14 protein-coding genes and 1 pseudogene are annotated in these 17,594 nt (G+C 74.8%); 4 read left to right on the top strand and 11 right to left on the bottom strand.

Annotation, left to right across the window (positions count from 1 at the left end; genetic code table 11):
- Nucleotides 1-23 precede the first annotated feature (23 nt).
- A pseudogene (locus JNO44_RS44845) lies at nt 24-587 on the top strand (TerD family protein); the annotation flags it as partial.
- 611 nt (nt 588-1,198) lie between these two features.
- On the opposite strand, the gene JNO44_RS30590 reads toward JNO44_RS44845, so the two are convergent.
- Nucleotides 1,199-2,593, bottom strand: a complete 1,395-nt coding sequence (locus tag JNO44_RS30590) for a hypothetical protein (RefSeq protein ID WP_420882761.1) — start codon at nt 2,591-2,593, stop codon at nt 1,199-1,201.
- A gap of 589 nt (nt 2,594-3,182) precedes the next feature.
- On the opposite strand from JNO44_RS30590, the gene JNO44_RS30585 reads away from it, so the two are divergent.
- Nucleotides 3,183-4,106, top strand: coding sequence for a hypothetical protein (locus tag JNO44_RS30585; RefSeq protein ID WP_205366923.1), 924 nt, complete (start codon nt 3,183-3,185; stop codon nt 4,104-4,106).
- Nucleotides 4,107-4,154: 48 nt separating this feature from the next.
- Here the strand turns inward: JNO44_RS30585 and JNO44_RS30580 are convergent, their stop codons facing one another.
- From JNO44_RS30580 to JNO44_RS30570, 3 genes are read right to left on the bottom strand one after another with little or no spacing between them, the layout of a single operon-like run.
- A complete protein-coding gene (locus JNO44_RS30580; RefSeq protein ID WP_073449260.1) occupies nt 4,155-4,463 on the bottom strand; it encodes an AzlD domain-containing protein in 309 nt (102 codons plus the stop codon).
- Nucleotides 4,460-5,296 (bottom strand): AzlC family ABC transporter permease, encoded by an 837-nt coding sequence (locus JNO44_RS30575; protein ID WP_420882704.1) that lies wholly within the window; start codon nt 5,294-5,296, stop codon nt 4,460-4,462. The genes JNO44_RS30580 and JNO44_RS30575 overlap by 4 nt, the downstream gene beginning before the upstream one ends.
- Before the next feature lie 10 nt (nt 5,297-5,306).
- Nucleotides 5,307-6,209 carry an AraC family transcriptional regulator gene (locus JNO44_RS30570; protein ID WP_073449261.1) on the bottom strand — a complete coding sequence of 301 codons (903 nt, stop codon included), beginning with the start codon at nt 6,207-6,209 and terminating at the stop codon, nt 5,307-5,309.
- A gap of 134 nt (nt 6,210-6,343) precedes the next feature.
- Between JNO44_RS30570 and JNO44_RS30565 the strand changes: the two genes are divergently transcribed.
- Nucleotides 6,344-11,161, top strand: coding sequence for an ATP-dependent helicase (locus JNO44_RS30565; RefSeq protein ID WP_205366922.1), 4,818 nt, complete (start codon nt 6,344-6,346; stop codon nt 11,159-11,161).
- A gap of 71 nt (nt 11,162-11,232) precedes the next feature.
- Nucleotides 11,233-12,078 (top strand): Fpg/Nei family DNA glycosylase, encoded by an 846-nt coding sequence (locus tag JNO44_RS30560; protein ID WP_205366921.1) that lies wholly within the window; start codon nt 11,233-11,235, stop codon nt 12,076-12,078.
- A 44-nt stretch (nt 12,079-12,122) separates the two neighbouring features.
- On the opposite strand, the gene JNO44_RS30555 is transcribed toward JNO44_RS30560, so the two are convergent.
- The 7 genes from JNO44_RS30555 to JNO44_RS30525 form a co-directional block, all read right to left on the bottom strand.
- The gene (locus tag JNO44_RS30555; protein ID WP_205366920.1) at nt 12,123-12,500 is read right to left on the bottom strand and encodes a hypothetical protein; all 378 of its coding nucleotides are present in this window, start codon (nt 12,498-12,500) and stop codon (nt 12,123-12,125) included.
- Between the two features lie 164 nt (nt 12,501-12,664).
- The gene (locus tag JNO44_RS30550; RefSeq protein WP_039632191.1) at nt 12,665-13,135 is read right to left on the bottom strand and encodes a Dps family protein; all 471 of its coding nucleotides are present in this window, start codon (nt 13,133-13,135) and stop codon (nt 12,665-12,667) included.
- Between the two features lie 194 nt (nt 13,136-13,329).
- Nucleotides 13,330-13,713, bottom strand: a complete 384-nt coding sequence (locus JNO44_RS30545; RefSeq protein ID WP_039632193.1) for a helix-turn-helix domain-containing protein — start codon at nt 13,711-13,713, stop codon at nt 13,330-13,332.
- A 94-nt stretch (nt 13,714-13,807) separates the two neighbouring features.
- The gene (locus JNO44_RS30540) at nt 13,808-14,344 is read right to left on the bottom strand and encodes a CinA family protein (protein WP_205366919.1); all 537 of its coding nucleotides are present in this window, start codon (nt 14,342-14,344) and stop codon (nt 13,808-13,810) included.
- Entirely contained in the window at nt 14,341-15,000 is a 660-nt protein-coding gene (gene pgsA / locus JNO44_RS30535) for a CDP-diacylglycerol--glycerol-3-phosphate 3-phosphatidyltransferase (protein ID WP_205366918.1), read from the bottom strand. Before pgsA ends, JNO44_RS30540 begins: the two co-directional genes overlap by 4 nt.
- Nucleotides 14,997-16,502 (bottom strand): 30S ribosomal protein S12 methylthiotransferase RimO, encoded by a 1,506-nt coding sequence (rimO, locus tag JNO44_RS30530; RefSeq protein WP_205366917.1) that lies wholly within the window; start codon nt 16,500-16,502, stop codon nt 14,997-14,999. Before rimO ends, pgsA begins: the two co-directional genes overlap by 4 nt.
- A gap of 105 nt (nt 16,503-16,607) precedes the next feature.
- Nucleotides 16,608-17,444, bottom strand: a complete 837-nt coding sequence (locus JNO44_RS30525; RefSeq protein WP_205366916.1) for a helix-turn-helix domain-containing protein — start codon at nt 17,442-17,444, stop codon at nt 16,608-16,610.
- Nucleotides 17,445-17,594: the final 150 nt, after the last annotated feature.

Below are 17,594 nucleotides of genomic sequence, written 5' to 3'. Positions count from 1 at the left end.
CCGGGAACGTATGGAGGAAGCTCATGGGCGTGGCCCTGACCAAGGGCGGCAATGTGTCGCTCAGCAAGCAGGCCCCGGGTCTGACCGCCGTCAGGGTGGGGCTGGGCTGGCAGGTGGGAACCACCACCGGGACCGGCCACGACCTGGACGCCAGCGCGCTGCTGTGCGGCGAGTCCGGGAAGGTCCTCTCCGACCAGCACTTCGTGTTCTTCAACAACCTCACCAGCCCCGACGGCGCGGTGCGGCACTCCGGCAGCCGCCCCACCGGCGAGGACAAGGAACAGATCGAGGTGGACCTCGGCGCGGTCCCGCCCGAGGTCGCAAAGATCGTCTTCCCGGTCTCCATCTACGAGGCCGAGCAGCGCCGGCAGAATTTCGGCCAGCTGAGCAGCGCCTACATCCGCGTGGTCGATCAGACCGGCGGCGCCGAGCTGGCCCGTTTCGACCTCTCCGGCCAGGCCGCCACCGAGACCGCCATGGTCTTCGGCGAGTTGTACCGCCACGGCACGGACTGGAAGTTCCGCGCGATCGGCCAGGGCTACGCCTCCGGGCTCGCCGGGATCGCGCAGGACTACGGCGTCGAGGTGCTGCGCCCGGAGCCGGCCGCCGCCCCGGCGGCGGCGCCCACGCCCACGGCGACTTCCGTGGCCGTGGCCTCCGCCGCCGGAGTGGCGCCGTCCGGAGCGGGCTCCACCCCTGCCACATCACCGCAACCGACAGGAAGTTCCGACATGACCTGCTTCTTCGACCCCAGCCACGGCCCCGGAATGACGCCCGTGACCTGGTCCCCGCAGTGGGGTGTGCCGCGCCAGGTCCAGACCTGCGGCGGATGCGCGCAGCGGGTGCAGACCACCACGCCGCCGTTCTACACCCCGGCCCAGGCCGGCTACCCGCAGCCCGTCCAGCAGGGCTACCCGCAGCAGGCGCAGCAGGGCTACCCCCAGCAGGGCTACCCGCAGCAGCCGGAGCAGCACCAGGGCGGCGGCCGGCGCTTCGGCACCGGCGCGCTGATCGGCGCCGGTGCCGCCGGCCTGGTCGGCGGCGCGCTGCTGAACGAGGCGTTCTCCGACGACGAGCCCGAGGTGGTCGTCAACAACTACTACGAGGGCGACGAGTACTGATGCCCCGTCGCACGGCATGACCCCCTCGGCGCCCGGCCGCGTCCCCTGACGGACGGCCGGGCGCCGACGCCGTCCGGCTACTGGGGGGCGATCCGCACCACCCCGGTGACGGTGCCCTGCCACCACACCCTTCCGGGCGTGGCGTTGCCCGCCATCTGGAGCGTGTCGAAGAGGAAGCCGGTCCCCAGGCGGCTGCGGTTCGCCACCCGGCCGGTCTCCGCGTCCACCGCCAGGAAGTCGTAGCGGTCCAGGATGCCGGTCCGGGCCGGGTCCAGGACTCCGGTGCGCTCCACCGTGTAGAGCATGCCGTCCGCGACGGACAGCTTGGGCACCGCCGCCGAGCGGATCCGGGCGTCCCAGCGGACCGCGCAGCCGCTGCCGTCCCGGTCGAGGTCCACCCGGGTCAGCCCGCCGCCGAACGGCGCGCTCGCGGGCTCGGCGGGCCCCGCGCCGTCCGGCACCGCCGGGTACGGATAGCCGTAGGTGCTCGCCACGTACACGCTGTTGCCGGCCCCGACGGGCGAGTTCTCGGTGCCGCTCCCGTTGGGGTCGAGGACCGGGATCCGGCACACCGTGCGGTTGTCCTTGGTGGCCACCACGATCAGGTTCTCCTGGGGCGCGGCGTTGTCGGTGATCGCGAGGTACTCCGAACCGGTGCGCGGCCCGAAGAACGTCGGGGTGGCCCCCGTCCCGTGGCTGAGCTGCCCCGGCTTGCGGGCCGGCCCGCGGTCGTACGCCCGTCGCCACACCACCCGCGGCGTCCCGTCCGCGCCCGCGCGCAACAGGTACAGCGCATGGGCGGTGGCCACCGCGGCGCCCTCGGGCGCGGTGGCCAGGGAGTTGGCCACCGCTTCGCCGAGGTCCGCCGTGCGCACCGCCTTCGTCGTGGTGTCCACCGTGCCGACGAGGCCGTGCGCGGTCGCGAACCACACCCGCCCCCGCCAGTCCGGGGAGAGCCCGACCACGCTGTCCCCCGCGGCGACCGCGCCGGTCAGCGGCGTCCGCTCGACGACCTTCACCTCCCAGCCGCCGCCCGCCGTCCGGGCGTGGGCGATCCGCAGCAGATCGCCGGAGCCGTCGGCGACGACCAGTCGGTCCCGCTCGTCCAGATAGCTGTATATGCCGCCCAGCACGCCGGACTTGGCGAGCTTGAGCTCGGTCAGCGAGGCGCCGGTGGCCGGGTCCAGCAGATGGACGTGCGGCGCCCGGTCGAAGATGCCGGTGCAGACGGCGACCGGGTAGCCGTCCGAGCCGGCCAGCACGGTCGGGCAGGCGGACTGCAGCGCCGTGCGGTGGGCGGCGACCCGGCCGGTCCCCGGGCCCGGTCGGGGCGTGGTGTCCGACGAGGCGGTGTCGCCGTGCATGGCCCCCGCCCCGCCCGCGGCGAGGTGGGGGTTGGCGGGCGGGGCCGCGGCCCGCGCGGGCCCCGCCGCACCGAGGACGGCGGCCAGCGCGGCGGCGAGCGCCAGCATGCGGGTGTTCTTACTGCGAGTGGGCACGGATCGGCTCCAGGATCGGGGAACGGGAGGGCGCGCGCACCAGGGTCGGGCGCGCGGGGCGCGGGCAGGATGACGCATCCGCTGGCCGCTCGGCGGCGGCGATGGTGTGGGACGGTGCCTCGTCAACCGGTGTACCGGGACGGCGGTTTGACGCCCTGCCCGGTGGGACCGGCGCGCGCACCGCGGGTATCCGGGGCGGCCGGTCCCGCGCGGGTCGTGGACGGGGCGGGGTCCGCTGGCGGGCTGCCGTCGGGCGCGGCTGACGCCGGGGACGGCGGCGTGCGCACCGGGCGCGCGGGACGGGGTCAGCGCCCCGCCGGACGACACGCCGCGGAGGCGAGCCGCGCGAGGTCCAGGAAGAGGCGCCGGTGCAGCGGGAGTTGACCCATCACGCGCGGCATTGCAGCATGCGCACCGCGAACCCGCAATCCCCGTCCCGCCCCTGGAGACGCCCCGCGTCCACGGCGGAGGTCGTCAACCGGATGCCTCCAGGGTCCCGCCCTCGGAGGGCAGCGGGCCGCGAGCCCGTGCCGGCGCGGGCTTTCGCCCCTACGGTCGGGCCATGGCCGAAAACGTAAGTCCCCCAGCGACCCCTCTGGCGCGTGCCGAGCGCTTCGTCTGGCTGACCGCCCGGGTGCTGGAGCAGCGGCTCTTCGCGCACCACTTCCTCGGCGGCGGCGCGGACCCGGTCGAGACCGCGCTCACCGCGTACCGCAACGACGACGACGGCTACGGCCACGCCCTGGAACCCGACCTGCGCGGCCCGGTCAGCCAACCGCTGCACACCGCGCACGCGCTGAAGGTCCTGAACCGGATCGGGCGGTGCGACGGCCGCCGGGTGGAGCCGATCTGCCGCTACCTGACGCGGATCTCCACGTCCGAGGGGGCGCTGCCGGCGGTGCACCCCTCGTTGCGCGGCTATCCGGCCGCGCCCTGGATCCCCGTGGTGGACGACCCGCCGAGCTCGCTGCTGGCGACCGGCCCGGTGGTGGGGCTGCTGCACCGCAATCAGGTGTGGCACGCCTGGCTGTTCCGGGCGACCGACTACTGCTGGGCGACCGTGGAGTCCCTGGAGAAGACCCATCCCTACGAGGTCGCGGCGGCGGTGGCGTTCCTGGACGGCGCCCCGGACCGGCCGCGGGCGGCCGCGGCGGCGCGGCGACTGGGCCGGCTGGTACGGGAGCAGGACCTGGTCGTGCTGGACCCGGAGCGGGCGGCCGACGTTCCGGTACCGGAGGGGTACGCCCCCGGGGAGCACCACTTCGCGTACGACTTCGCCGCCGCGCCCGATTCGCTGGCCCGCGGCTGGTTCACCGACCAGGAGATGGACCGGGCCCTGGACCACCTCGTCGCGCTCCAGGGGGAGGACGGCGGCTGGCCCGTCAACTGGCGCCTGTGGGCGCCCGGTACGGAGGTGGAGGGCCGCCCGCTGGTGACCCTGGAGGCGCTGCTCACGCTCCGGGCGTACGGGCGGCCACTGGGCTGAGCGGCCGGGCGGCCGCCCGCCGGGCCCTTCGACGGCCCGGCGGCGCAGTCACCCGCCCAGGGCGCGCACCCCGGCGGTGACCGCCACCGCGGCCGCGACGATCAGCAGGAACGGGGCGCGCAGCAGCAGGGCGACGACGGCCGCGGCGACCCCGGCGGCCCTGGCGTCCAGCAGCAGGTGCCCACCGTCGCCAAAGGTCTGCTGGGCGGTCAGCGCGGCCAGCAGGGCCACCGGGAGCAGCGCGGCCAACCGTTTGACCAGGGGGCGTTCCAGGACGCCGGCGGGCGCCGACAGGCCGAGGAACTTGACCAGGTAGCAGCCGACGGCGGTGACGCCGATCGCGATCCAGACGTTCATGTCCGGTCCTCCTCGACGGTGTCGTGGTACGCGCCGGCCCGCTCCTGTGGGGCGGGCCGGCGTCGCCACCGTCCCTGGACTACGAGGACGGCGGGCGCGGCGAGCGCCGAGAGCAGCACCGGCACGCCGGCGGGCAGGACCGGCAGCGTCACCAGGAGCAGCAGCACGGCGAGGCCGGCCGTGCACCGCTCCACGGCGGACCGCAGCATCGGCGCGAGCAGCGCCACGAACACCGCGGGGACGGCCGCGTCCAGGCCCCAGGCTGCGGTGTCGCCGAGCGCCCGGGCCCCCAGGGCACCGCCGAGGGTGGTGAGGTTCCACAGGACGTACAGCGACAGCCCGGTGACGGTGAAGCCCAGTCGTGCGCTGCGCCGCCCGGTCTGGGCCAGGGTGACGGCCGCGGTCTCGTCGATGATCCAGTGGGCGGCCAGCGGCCGGACCGCGCCGCGGTAGCCGAGGACGGCGGAGAGCCGCAGCCCGTAGAAGGCGTTGCGGACGCCCAGGAAGAAGGCCCCGGCCGCGGCGGTGAACGGGTTGCCGCCCGCGGCGAGCGCGCCCACCAGGGCGAACTGCGAGGCCCCGGTGAAGACCAGGAGGCTCAGGGCGCAGGTCTGCCAGACGCTGAGCCCGGCACCGGCGGAGGTCACGCCGAAGGCGAAGCCGGAGAGCCCGACGGCGATGCCGACGCCCAACGCGTCCCTGACGACGGCCGCATCGGGCCGCTCCGGTACGGACGGCGGCTCGTCGTGCGCCCCGGTGGCGGGGCTCCCCGGGCCGCGGACCTGGGCGGTGCGTATCTCCGCCGGTACTGCGCGATCTGTCTGTTCAGCCACGCCCCGGACCCTAGGAGGGCGCGTCCCCCGCGGTCTTGTACGTTCTTGCACCCGCCGCCGCGCGCTCCCGGCGGTAGGCGCCCGGCGGCACTCCGACGATCCGGGTGAAGTGCCGGTTCAGGTGCGGCTGGTCGGTGAAGCCGACCGTCACGGCCGTCTCGGCGGGCGGGGTGCCGGCCTCCAGCAGCCGGCGGGCGCGCCGCACGCGGGCGTCGGTGAGCCAGGTGTGCGGCGGCATGCCGTACGCGGCCCGGAAGGCCCGCAGCAGCGCGAACGGGCTGGTCCCCAGTTCCCGGGCGAGTTCCTCCAGGGTGGGCGGATCGGGCATCCGCTCCTCCAGGACGGCGCGGGCCCGGGCGGCGGTACGGGCGCCGGCCGCCCGGGACGCGCGGGCGGGCAGCGGTCCCCCGTGGCCGCGCAGCAGCCGGGCCACCACGATCCGCAGCAGGCTGTCGGCGGCCAGCGCGTTGCCGGCCTCGGCGGCCCGGTGGACGCCGGCGATCAGCCGGCCGAGGCCGGGCTCGTCGGCGACGGTCCGGACGAAGCCCGCGGTGCCGCGCAGCCCGGTGGTCTCATGGGCGATCCCGGCGACGAGGTCCACCGAGGGGTAGAGCGTGGCGTAGGCCCAGCCCTCGGGGGCGCCGGCCCGCGCGGTGTGCGGCACCTCCGGATTGATCATCACGACGGAGCCGGGTCCGGCGCGGACGACGCCGTCGCGCAGGCCGACCGCCTCGATCCCGGAGGTGACCGCGCAGAGCACATACCCGTCGTGGGCGTGCCGGGGGAAGGAGTGCCGGACGTAGCGGGCGCGCAGCAGGTCGAGGCCGGGCAGCCCGGGGTAGCGCCAGTGGCGCGCCCACTCGTCAGGGGCCCGCGGCGCGGTGGGCTCACCCTCCGTACTGATCATGCCCATGCCCTCATTGTGCGGATTCCCGGCGGCCGGGCGACAGGGCGTCCGCACCGTGGACGCCGCGCGGCGACGGCCCCGCGGCGGGCCGCGGCCGGCGGCGGACCGGATTGTCAGTGGTCCGGTGCACGATGGGGAACATGACCGAGGCAGCGCTCGATTCGTTCTCGCCCGCGACCCGCGGCTGGTTCGCCGGGGCGTTCAGCGCGCCCACCGCCGCGCAGGAGGGCGCCTGGCGGGCGATCGCCGAGGGATCCGACGTCCTGGTGGTGGCGCCGACGGGCTCCGGCAAGACGCTGGCCGCGTTCCTGGCGTCGCTGGACGCGCTGGCGAGCGCCCCGCCGCCCGCCGAGCCGAAGAAGCGCTGCCGGGTGCTGTACGTCTCGCCCCTGAAGGCCCTCGCCGTCGATGTGGAGCGGAATCTGCGCAGTCCGCTGACGGGGATCCGGCAGGAGGCGATCCGCCTCGGGCTGCCGGAGCCGGACATCCGGGTCGGCATCCGCTCCGGCGACACCCCGGCCGCCGAGCGCCGCGCGCTGGCCACCCGCCCGCCGGACATCCTGATCACGACGCCCGAATCGCTGTTCCTGATGCTGACGGCCTCGGCCCGGGAGGCGCTGGCCGGCGTCGAGACCGTCATCCTGGACGAGGTGCACGCGGTCGCCGGCACCAAGCGCGGCGCCCATCTGGCGCTGTCCCTGGAGCGGCTGGACGAGCTGCTCGACCGCCCGGCGCGCCGGATCGGGCTGTCCGCGACGGTCCGCCCGGTGGAGGAGGTGGCCCGCTATCTGTCGCCGCGGCGCCGGGTGGAGATCGTCCAGCCGCCGTCCGGCAAGCGGTTCGACCTCTCGGTGGTCGTCCCGGTGGAGGATATGAACGAGCCGCGCGCAGCGCGTCCTGCGAAGGGCGGTGGTGAGCGACGGGTGGGCGAGCTCGGCAGCGCCCCCGTCCAGGAGGGCGAGACGGGCGAGAAGCCATCCATCTGGCCGCAGGTCGAGGAGCGGATCGCCGACCTCGTCCAGGCCCACCGCTCCACGATCGTCTTCGCCAACTCCCGCCGCCTCGCGGAGCGGCTGTGCAACCGCCTCAACGAGATCGCCTACGAGCGCACCACGGGCACGGCCCTGCCCGAGCACCACTCCCCCGCCGAGCTGATGGCCGAGTCCGGTGCCGCCAAGGGCGCGCCGCCGCTGCTGGCCCGCGCCCACCACGGCTCGGTCTCCAAGGAGCAGCGCGCCCTGGTGGAGGAGGACCTCAAGGCGGGCCGTCTGCCGGCGGTGGTCGCCACGTCCAGCCTGGAGCTGGGCATCGACATGGGTGCGGTCGACCTGGTCGTCCAGGTGGAGTCGCCGCCGTCGGTGGCCTCCGGGCTCCAGCGGGTGGGCCGGGCCGGCCACCAGGTCGGCGCGGTGTCCAAGGGCATCGTCTTCCCCAAGTACCGCGGCGATCTGGTGCAGGCGGCGGTGGTCACCGAGCGGATGCGCTCGGGCGCCATCGAGGCGCTGCGGGTGCCCGCCAATCCGCTGGACGTGCTGGCCCAACAGCTGGTCGCGATGGCGGCGATGGACACCTGGGACGTCGAGGAGCTGCTGGCCGTGGTCCGCCGGGCGGCGCCGTTCGCCGCGCTCCCGGAGTCCGCGTTCACCTCGGTGCTGGACATGCTCGCCGGGCGCTATCCGTCCGACGCCTTCGCCGAGTTGCGCCCCCGGCTGGTCTGGGACCGCGTCGCACAGACCGTCACCGGCCGCCCCGGTGCCCAGCGGCTCGCCGTGACGTCCGGCGGCACGATCCCCGACCGCGGCCTGTTCGGCGTCTTCCTCGCCGGCGACAGCTCCGCCAAGGGCGGTGGCGGGCGACGGGTGGGCGAGCTGGACGAGGAGATGGTCTACGAGTCCCGGGTGGGCGACGTCTTCACCCTCGGCACCACCTCCTGGCGCATCGAGGACATCACCCGCGACCGGGTGCTGGTCACGCCCGCCCCCGGGGTGCCCGGCCGACTGCCGTTCTGGAAGGGCGACCAACTCGGCCGCCCGCTCGAACTGGGCCGTGCGCTGGGCGCGTTCCTCCGGGAGATCGGCTCGCTCTCCCCCGAGGAGGCGGCCGCCCGGCTGTCCGCCGCCGGGCTCGACGACTGGGCGGTCGCCAACGTCCTGGCCTATCTCTCCGAACAGCGCCAGTCCTGCGGCCATGTCCCGGACGACCGCACCATCGTCGTCGAGCGCTTCCGCGACGAGCTGGGCGACTGGCGGATCGTCATCCACTCCCCCTTCGGGGCGCAGGTGCACGCCCCCTGGGCCCTGGCCCTGGGCGCCCGGCTCGCCGAGCGCTACGGCCTGGACGCCCAGGTGATGCACGCCGACGACGGCATCGTGCTGCGGCTGCCGGACGCCGACCTGATGGGCCTGGACCTCCTCGACGGCGACGGCGGCTTCGGCGTCGCGGACCGCGCGGAGTACGACCCCGAGCAGTCCCCGGTGGGCGCCGCCGATGTGGTCTTCGAGCACGGCGAGGTCGATCAGCTCGTCACCGACCAGGTCGGCGGCTCCGCGCTGTTCGCCTCCCGGTTCCGGGAGTGCGCGGCGCGCGCCCTGCTGCTGCCCCGCCGCAGCCCCGGCAAGCGCACCCCGCTGTGGCAGCAGCGCCAGCGCGCCGCCCAACTCCTCCAGGTCGCGAGCGAGTTCGGGTCGTTCCCGATCGTGCTGGAGGCGGTCCGCGAATGCCTCCAGGACGTCTTCGACGTCCCGGGTCTGACGGAGCTGATGGCCGACATCGAGGCCCGCCGGGTCCGCCTGGTGGAGGTCACGACGCCGGAGCCGTCCCCGTTCGCCCGCTCCCTGCTGTTCGGCTACGTCGCGCAGTTCCTCTACGAGGGCGACTCCCCGCTGGCCGAGCGCCGGGCCGCCGCGCTGTCCCTGGACTCCCGGCTGCTGGCCGAACTCCTGGGCCGGGCCGAGCTGCGCGAGCTGCTGGACGCGCAGGTGCTGGCCGAGCTGGAGGCCGAGCTGCAGTGGCGCACCGAGGACCGCCGCGTCAAGGACGTCGAGGGCGTCGCCGACGCGCTGCGGGTGCTCGGGCCGCTGACCGACACCGAGTTGACCGAGCGCGGCGCGGAGCCGGCCTGGGCCGAGGAGCTGGCCGGGGCCCGGCGCGCCATCCGGGTGCGGATCGCCGGCGCCGAGCACTGGGCCGCCGTCGAGGACGCCGGCCGGCTCCGGGACGCCCTGGGCACCGCGCTGCCGGTCGGCGTCCCCGAGTCGTTCACCGAGCCGGTCAAGGACCCGCTGGGCGATCTGCTGTCCCGTTATGCCCGCACCCACGGCCCGTTCACGTCCGAGCAGGCGGCCACCCGCTTCGGCCTCGGCACCGCCGTCACCGACGGCGCCCTGCACCGCCTGGCCGCCACCGGCCGCCTGGTCCAGGGCGAGTTCCATCCCGAGGGCATCGGCCAGGAATGGTGCGACGCCCAGGTGCTGCGCCGGCTCCGCCGCCGCTCGCTGGCCGCGCTGCGCGAGGAGCTGGAGCCGGTGCCGCCCGCCGCGCTGGCCGCCTTCCTGCCCCAGTGGCAGCACGTCGGCGTCCCGCGCCCGGCACCCGCCTCCGGGGCACCCGCACCGCCGGTCGCCACCGCCGCCTCCGGGTACGGGCTGCGCGGCATCGACGGCCTGGTCCGAGCAATCGAGCAGCTCCAGGGCGCGCCGGTGCCGGCCTCCGCGCTGGAGAAGCTGATCCTGCCGTCCCGCGTCGGCGGCTACACCCCCGCCCTGCTGGACGAGCTCACCGCCACCGGCGAGGTGCTGTGGGCCGGCGCCGGCGCCCTGCCCGGCAAGGACGGCTGGCTCTCCCTCCACCTCGCCGACACCGCGCCCCTGCTCCTTCAGCCCCCGCTGCCCCTGGATCCGACCGCGCTGCACGAGTCCGTGCTGACCGCCCTCGCCCCCGGTTACGGCCTGTTCTTCCGGCAGATCGCCGACCAGGTCCGCGCCACCACGCATCCGGACGCCACCGATCCGCAGCTCGCCGACGCGCTGTGGGAGCTGGCCTGGTCCGGGCGGCTCACCAACGACACCCTGGCGCCGCTGCGCGCCCTGCTCGGCTCGGGCCGCACGGCCGGCTCCACGGCCCACCGCGCCCGGCGCACCGTCCCCCGCGGCAGGTGGGGGCACCTCCGAGCGGAGTTCGGGGGAGGGACGCTGAACGCCGCCGCGCGCCCCACCGCCTCGCGCTCCGGCCCGCCGACGGTCGGCGGCCGCTGGTCACTGCTGCCCGCCCCCGAGCCGGATCCGACCCGCCGCGCCCACGCCCTGGCCCGTACGCTCCTGGACCGGCACGGCATCGTCACCCGCGGCGCGGTCGCCGCCGAAGGGGTCGCCGGCGGCTTCTCCGCCGCCTATCGCGTGCTGTCCGTCTTCGAGGAGTCCGGGCAGGCCCGGCGCGGCTACGTCGTCGAGGGGCTGGGCGCCGCCCAGTTCGCGATGGACGGCGCGGTGGACCGGCTGCGGGCGATCAGCAACCAACGGGAGCGCGGCGCCGACGCCCCCTTCCCGGACGGTGGCCCAGGGCAGCCCCGCCGCGCCCTGGTCCTGGCCGCCGCCGACCCTGCCAACGCATACGGCGCCGCCCTGTCCTGGCCCGAGCCCCCCGAAGGTGCCACCCACAAGCCGGGCCGCAAGGCCGGTTCGCTGGTCGTCCTGGTCGACGGCGAGCTGGCGCTCTACATGGAGCGCGGCGGCAAGACCCTGCTGATATGGCCACTGGGCCCCGACCCGGCCGCGGCCGCCGCCGACCCCCGGCTCCGGCCGGCCGTCGAGGCCCTCGTCGAGGCGGCCCGGGCCGGCGCCGTCGGCACCCTGACCACCGAGCGCATCAACGGCACCGCCGCCCTCACCTCCCCGTTCGCGCCCGTCCTGGAGGCCGCGGGCTTCCACCCGACGCCGCGGGGGCTGCGGCTGCGCGGCTGAGCCCGCCGGGCGGGGGCAGCCGGCCCGGACGGAAGCGTCCGGTCCCCCGCCCGGCGGTGCATGATGGCCCCATGCCCGAAGGCGACACCGTCTGGCGGCTGGCGCACCGTCTCCACCAGGCGTTGGCCGGCAGCCCGCTGACCCGCTGCGACCTACGCGTCCCCCGCCTCGCCACGGTGGACCTGACCGGCCGCGAGGTGCTGGCGGTGGTGCCCCGCGGCAAGCACCTGCTCATCCGCTTCGAGGGCGGCCTCACCCTCCACTCCCATCTGCGGATGGACGGCGCCTGGAAGATCTACGCCCCGGCCGAGCGCTGGCGCGGCGGCCCCGCGCACCAGATCCGGGCGGTCCTCGGCACCGCGGCGCACACCGCCGTCGGCTACCGTCTCCCCGTCCTGGAGCTGCTGCGCACCGCCGACGAGTCCCGGGTCACCGGCCATCTCGGCCCCGACCTGCTGGGCCCGGACTGGGACCCGGCCGAGGCCCTGCGCCGGCTGCTGGCCGCCCCCGACCGGCCTCTCGGCGAGGCCCTGCTCGACCAGCGCAACCTCGCCGGCATCGGCAATGTCTACAAGTCCGAGCTGTGCTTCCTGCTCGGCGCCTCGCCCTGGCTCCCGGTCGGCGGCCTGGCCTCCCCCGAGCGCGCCCCGGCCCTGGCCAAGAAGCTCCTGGAGGCCAACAAGCAGCGCCCGGCCCGCGTCACCACCCCGTGGGAGTACCGCCCACGCCCGTTCCAGGGCGGTGGCGGATCCCGCCCCGACCGCCGGCTGTGGGTCTACGGCCGTGCCGGCCACCCCTGCCTGCGTTGCGGCACTCCGATCCGCACCGCCGACCAGGACCCCACCGCCGAGGAACGCGTCACCTACTGGTGCCCCACCTGCCAGCCGTCCGCACCCCCGGCACCCCCGACCCCCTGACGTCCTCCCGGGAACACTCGGCCCCCGCGGCACCACCCGCCGCGTCACTCACGACCGGCCGGATCCTCCGCCGCGCGACGACGCCACGCCTCCAGGCGCCGCCCCACCCCGGTGCGCCGCCACGCCTCGACCAGCCGTTCCAGCCCACTGCGCCGCCACACCTCGGCGAGCCGTGCCTCGACGGCCGCCGCCACTCCCCCGCGCCCCGTACGGTCGGCCCGCGCCCCCTGACGCCGCCCGCTCCACGGAACGCAGTGCACCGGCAGCAGGCTGAGCCCCCAGCCGGCCGTGGCCACCGCGCCCTCCACCGGCCCCACCGCCCCCGGCCACAGGACCAGCCGGCACACCGCCCAGCACCACAGGCCCCCGACGAGCGCCGCGCATATCCACCGCCCCGGCAGGGGCCTCGCACGCCTCGCCATGCCTGCCTCCTCGGGCCGACGCTAGACCGGTCCCACCATCCGGCGGCAGGGGCGCACCGACGCACGCCCGGCGCGCGCGGTGCGCTCCGGGGTCCCGGGCGGCGGAGCGGGCCGGCGCCCGGTCAGCGCGCCGTGGTCGAGAGGCCGCCGTCAGTGGGTCGCGGTCAGTGGGCCTCGGCCTGGAACATCCAGTGGTGCTTCTCCAGGTCGGCGGTGAGACCGATGAGGATGTCCTGGCTGACCGGATCGGGCTCGTCGGTGGCGGCGATCCGTTCCCGCATCCGCCCGATGACCGCGCCGAGCGCGTCCACCATCGTCCGGACGACGTCGCCGTCCTTGACCCAGCCGTCCGGCGCCTCGCTGATGCCGCTGGTCTTGGCGACCGTCGCGGACCGACCGTCCGGCGTGACGCCGATCGCCGAGGCCCGCTCGGCCACCGTGTCGGCGTGCTGCCGCGCGACGGCGACGACCTCGTCGAGCTGGAGGTGGACGGAGCGGAAGCGCGGACCGACGACGTTCCAGTGCACCTGCTTGGCGACCAGGGAGAGATCCACCAGATCGACCAGGGCGCCCTGGAGGGCGTTGCCGACGACGGTGCGGGCTTGATCGGAGAGCGTGCTGGTGACCACAGACATCCAGATACTCCACTTCAGACGCATTGGTGGTATTTGGGCGAATGATCCGATTCAGCCCATGGTACGGGCCAAGGCTCCACCCCGAGCAGCCCAGCCGGTCCGGCCGGGCACCCGCCCCGACGCCGCACGGGCATGGAGCAAGCCCCGGCGGACTGCTGCCCGCCGGGGCTGAAGGCTCTGCGTGGTCTGTGGTGTCAGGCCGCGACGACATCCACGACGTCGGCCGGGGGCTTGATGGTCACGCGCTCCTCGGGCATACCGGCCAGGGACGCGACGGACACCGAATTGAGCTTCGGCCGCACCGGTGCCGGCACCGTGTCGGTCGCCGCCGCGGAGGCGGCCAGCTCGGCGAGCGCCAGCTCGTCGCTGACCTCTCGCATCAGCTCGGACATGCGGACATCCAGCGCGTCGCAGATCGCCGAGAGCAGCTCGGAGGACGCCTCCTTCTGCCCCCTCTCGACCTCGGACAAGTAGCCGAGCGACACCCGGGCGGAGGACGAGACCTCGCGCAGGGTGCGGCCTTGGCGCTGACGCTGTCGGCGCAGCACGTCACCCAGCAGGCGACGAAGCAGAATCATCGCTGGCTCCCTCCTCGGACCTCGGATGCGGATCCTTCTCGCCCCACCGTACCGCCTCGGGCCGTAGCCGTGCCGGGAGCAAGTACGTGTTCACTCAGGGCTGCAAACATCCATTCCCCCCGTGTTGTTCCGTATCCTGTGCCCGCGCATTTTCTGTGAGTTCGCTCAACAGCAGCGCGAGCACGGCCTGAACGCTGTCACGACGGATCCGGTCACGATCCCCCGCCAGCGCCAGCCGTCGTACTGATTCCTGGCCGTCCGGGCCCTGGACGGCCACGTAGACGGTGCCCACCGGCTGCCCGTCCTGCGGATCGGGCCCGGCCACGCCGGTGGTGGCGATGCCCCAGTCTGCGCCGAGTACCCGCCGCACCCCGCGCGCCATCTGCCGCGCGACCTCGCCGTCCACGGCCCCGCGCGCGGCCAGCAGCGCGCCGTCCACGCCGAGCAGTTCCCGCTTGACGTCCGTGGCGTACGCCGTGACCGCCCCGCGCACCACCCGTGAGGCCCCGGGGACGGCGGTCAGCTCGCCGGACACCAGCCCGCCGGTCAGCGACTCGGCCACCGCCAGGCTCTGCCCGCGCCCGGCGAGCACCTCCAGCGCCCCGGCCGCCGCAGAGCCCGGCGCGCTCACCGGGCGTCGGTCCTCTCGGCGGTTCCGGCCCGCTCGGCGCGCTCCCGGGCCAGCCCGGCCCGCCGCAGCACCACCGCCTGCCGGACGTAGTCGAGCCCGGTCACCACCGTCAGCACCACCGCCACCGCCATCACCCACCAGCGGAAGGTGGCCAGCGGCCCGCTCAGCACCAGGACGTACATGCCCACGGCGGTGCCCTGCGCCAATGTCTTGATCTTGCCGCCCCGACTGGCCGGAATCACTCCGTGCTTGATCACCCAGAACCGCATCAGCGTGATGCCGAGCTCCCGGAAGAGGATCACGCCGGTGACCCACCAGGACAGGTCCCCCAGCCCCGACAGACAGATCAGCGCGGCCCCCATGATCGCCTTGTCCGCGATCGGGTCGGCGATCTTGCCGAAGTCGGTGACCAGGTTGTACGTGCGCGCCAGATGCCCGTCGAAGACATCGGTGATCATGGCGATGGCGAAGGCCGCCCAGGCGAACGACCGCCAGACCGGGCTCGTCCCGCCGTCGTGCACCAGCAGCAGCACGAACGCCGGCACCAGCACCAGCCGCAGCATCGTCAGGACATTGGCGATGTTCCACAGCCCGGCCTGCCGGACGGCCGGCGCGGTGCGCGGCCCCCCGGCGGCGGAAGCCGAGGCTCCGCTCATCTGCCCGCCTCCTCGCTACACCCCGTACCGTCCACCGACAGCACCTCCGCCACGAGGTCCACGCCCTCGCTCGCGACCACCTTTGCTTCGACCATACGACCGGGACGCAGGTCCTGGTCGGTCGTGAGCAGCGTGACCCCGTCGGTCTCCGGCGCCTGGTGCGCGGCCCGCCCGACGATCCCGTCGTCCTCGTCGTCGACCCGGTCCACCAGCACCCGGACGGTCTCCCCGACCCGCTCGGCCGCCCGCTGCGCGGTCAGCTCCTCGGCGAGCCGGGACACCCGCGCCAGCCGCTCGGCGACCACCTCGGGGTCGACCTTGCCGTCGTAGCCGGCGGCCTCGGTGCCGTCCTCGTCGGAGTAGCCGAAGACACCGATGGCATCCAGCCGGGCCTCGCTCAGGAAGCGCTCCAGCTCCGCCAGGTCGCTCTCCGACTCGCCGGGGAAGCCGACGATGAAGTTGGAGCGGGCACCGGCCTGGGGCGCCTTGCTGCGGATGGTCTCCAGCAGCTCCAGGAAGCGGTCGGTGTCGCCGAACCGCCGCATCGCGCGCAGCACCCCCGGCGCGGAGTGCTGGAACGACAGGTCGAAGTAGGGGGCCACCTTGTCGGTACCGGTCAGCACGTCGATCAGGCCGGGCCGCATCTCGGCGGGCTGCAGGTAGCTGACCCGGATCCGCTCGATGCCGTCGACCGCCGCCAGCTCCGGCAGCAGCGTCTCCAGCAGTCGGATGTCGCCCAGGTCCTTGCCGTAGGACGTGTTGTTCTCGGAGACCAGCATGATCTCCTTCACGCCCTGCTCGGCCAGCCAGCGCGTCTCGCCCAGCACGTCCGAGGGACGGCGGGAGATGAAGGAGCCGCGGAAGGACGGGATCGCGCAGAACGAGCAGCGCCGGTCGCAGCCCGAGGCCAGCTTCACCGAGGCCACCGGGTCGTTGCCCAGCCGGCGGCGGAGCGGCGCCCGCGGCCCGGAGGCCGGCGCTACGCCCGCGGGCAGGTCCTGGGGCGGGGCCGCCGGCTCGCCGGCATCGGACTGGGAGTGGCCGGGCAGCGCGACGCCGGCGGCGTCCTGGCGCTCGGCCGGGCTGATCGGCAGCAGCTTGCGGCGGTCGCGCGGGGTGTGCGAGGCGTGGACGCCGCCGCTGAGGATGGTCTGGAGCCGGTCGGAGATGTCGGCGTAGTCGTCGAACCCGAGCACCCCGTCCGCCTCGGGCAGCGCCTCGGCGAGCTCCTTGCCGTAGCGCTCGGCCATGCAGCCGACGGCGACGACGGCCTGGGTCCGGCCATGATCCTTCAGATCGTTGGCCTCCAGCAGGGCGTCGACGGAGTCCTTCTTGGCGGCCTCGACGAAGCCGCAGGTGTTGACGACGGCGACGTCCGCGTCGGTGGCGTCCTCGACGAGCTCCCAGCCGTCCGCTGCCAAGCGGCCTGCGAGCTCCTCCGAGTCCACCTCGTTACGGGCGCAGCCAAGGGTGACAAGGGCGACGGTGCGGCGTTCGGGCATGGTGCTCAGCCTACTTCGTCCCGGACACCCCCATGGCGCGCAGGTCTCCGCCGCCCGTCCCCGGGGGCGTGGGGCGGGCGGCGGAGACCTTCCGGGCACGGTTCCTCAGCCGGCCTGCGGGTCTCCCGGCGTGTAGCTCAGCCGCTCCACGGAGCCCTCGTCGCCGACCTTCTTGACCTCCTTGCCGTTGACGTACAGCTGTACGGCGCCGGCGTTGCCGACGACGAGGTCGATCCGCTTCTTGTCGGTGAACGTCTTCGACTCCCCCTGCTTGAGCAGCCCGTCCTGCAGGAGTTTGCCGTCGGCGTCCTTGGCGGAGACCCAGCTCTGCCCGTCCTTGGCGGTCACCTTGATCGTGACCTTGTCCTTGGGCAGTCCGGCGATGGCGCTGTCGGAGGGTGCCGGCTGGGCCGGCTGGGGGGCTCGGGGGTGGATGGTGCGGGCCGGGCCCGGCTTGTCGGCCTTGGCGGTGTCGGAGGCGATCGGGGTGCCCTCGTGCTTGCTGCCGCTGCTGAAGAACGTGAAGCCGGCGAAGCCGATGACGGCGACGATGGCCGCGACCATCGCGGCGGTCCAGTTGGGGCGGCGGGGTTCCGATCGGATCCGCTCCGCCTCGAAGAGCGGAGCGGCGACGGTCGGGGAGGGCCGGCCGCCGTGCTCGGCGTCGTAGCGTTCGATCAGGGGTTGGGGGTCCAGGGAGACGGCACGGGCGAGCGAGCGGATGTGTCCGCGCGCATAGACGTCACCGCCACAGCGCGAGAAGTCGTCCTGCTCGATCGACTGCACGATGGGAATCCGCACCCGCGTCGCCGTACTGACCTCTTCGACGGTCAGTCCCGCGCTGATGCGGGCCTGCTGGAGGACACGGCCGACCGACGGCCGGTCGGGACCGGCGGAAGGCCGGTCCTCTTCAGGGGAGTTGGGGGAGTTGCCGATGGACACGGGGGCGCCTTTCGAGCGTGTAGCCACCTGCTGGAAGTTCAGTCTAGGGGTGTTGCGAAAGGGTCGGGCAAGCGGGAGAGCCGGGTTTGTACGCCATCAGAACGCCCCGCGGCGCTGCCTCGGGGCCGGAGGCCGCAGGGGCCTCCTCCG

The sequence above is a fragment of the Streptomyces noursei genome (assembly GCF_016917755.1).
Lineage (GTDB): Bacteria > Actinomycetota > Actinomycetes > Streptomycetales > Streptomycetaceae > Streptomyces > Streptomyces yunnanensis.
Note: the sequence above shows the minus strand (reverse complement) of the source record. Positions and strands in the feature narration are given on the sequence as shown.

Coding starts and splice junctions, on each gene's coding strand:
- JNO44_RS30550 (WP_039632191.1), bottom strand. CDS start 13,135: ATGTCTGTGGTCACCAGCACGCTCTCCGATCAAGCCCGCACCGTCGTC.
- JNO44_RS30570 (WP_073449261.1), bottom strand. CDS start 6,209: ATGGGCATGATCAGTACGGAGGGTGAGCCCACCGCGCCGCGGGCCCCT.
- rimO (WP_205366917.1), bottom strand. CDS start 16,502: ATGCCCGAACGCCGCACCGTCGCCCTTGTCACCCTTGGCTGCGCCCGT.
- JNO44_RS30580 (WP_073449260.1), bottom strand. CDS start 4,463: ATGAACGTCTGGATCGCGATCGGCGTCACCGCCGTCGGCTGCTACCTG.
- JNO44_RS30555 (WP_205366920.1), bottom strand. CDS start 12,500: ATGGCGAGGCGTGCGAGGCCCCTGCCGGGGCGGTGGATATGCGCGGCG.
- JNO44_RS30565 (WP_205366922.1), top strand. CDS start 6,344: ATGACCGAGGCAGCGCTCGATTCGTTCTCGCCCGCGACCCGCGGCTGG.
- JNO44_RS30585 (WP_205366923.1), top strand. CDS start 3,183: ATGGCCGAAAACGTAAGTCCCCCAGCGACCCCTCTGGCGCGTGCCGAG.
- JNO44_RS30590 (WP_420882761.1), bottom strand. CDS start 2,593: ATGCTGGCGCTCGCCGCCGCGCTGGCCGCCGTCCTCGGTGCGGCGGGG.
- pgsA (WP_205366918.1), bottom strand. CDS start 15,000: ATGAGCGGAGCCTCGGCTTCCGCCGCCGGGGGGCCGCGCACCGCGCCG.
- JNO44_RS30560 (WP_205366921.1), top strand. CDS start 11,233: ATGCCCGAAGGCGACACCGTCTGGCGGCTGGCGCACCGTCTCCACCAG.
- JNO44_RS30545 (WP_039632193.1), bottom strand. CDS start 13,713: ATGATTCTGCTTCGTCGCCTGCTGGGTGACGTGCTGCGCCGACAGCGT.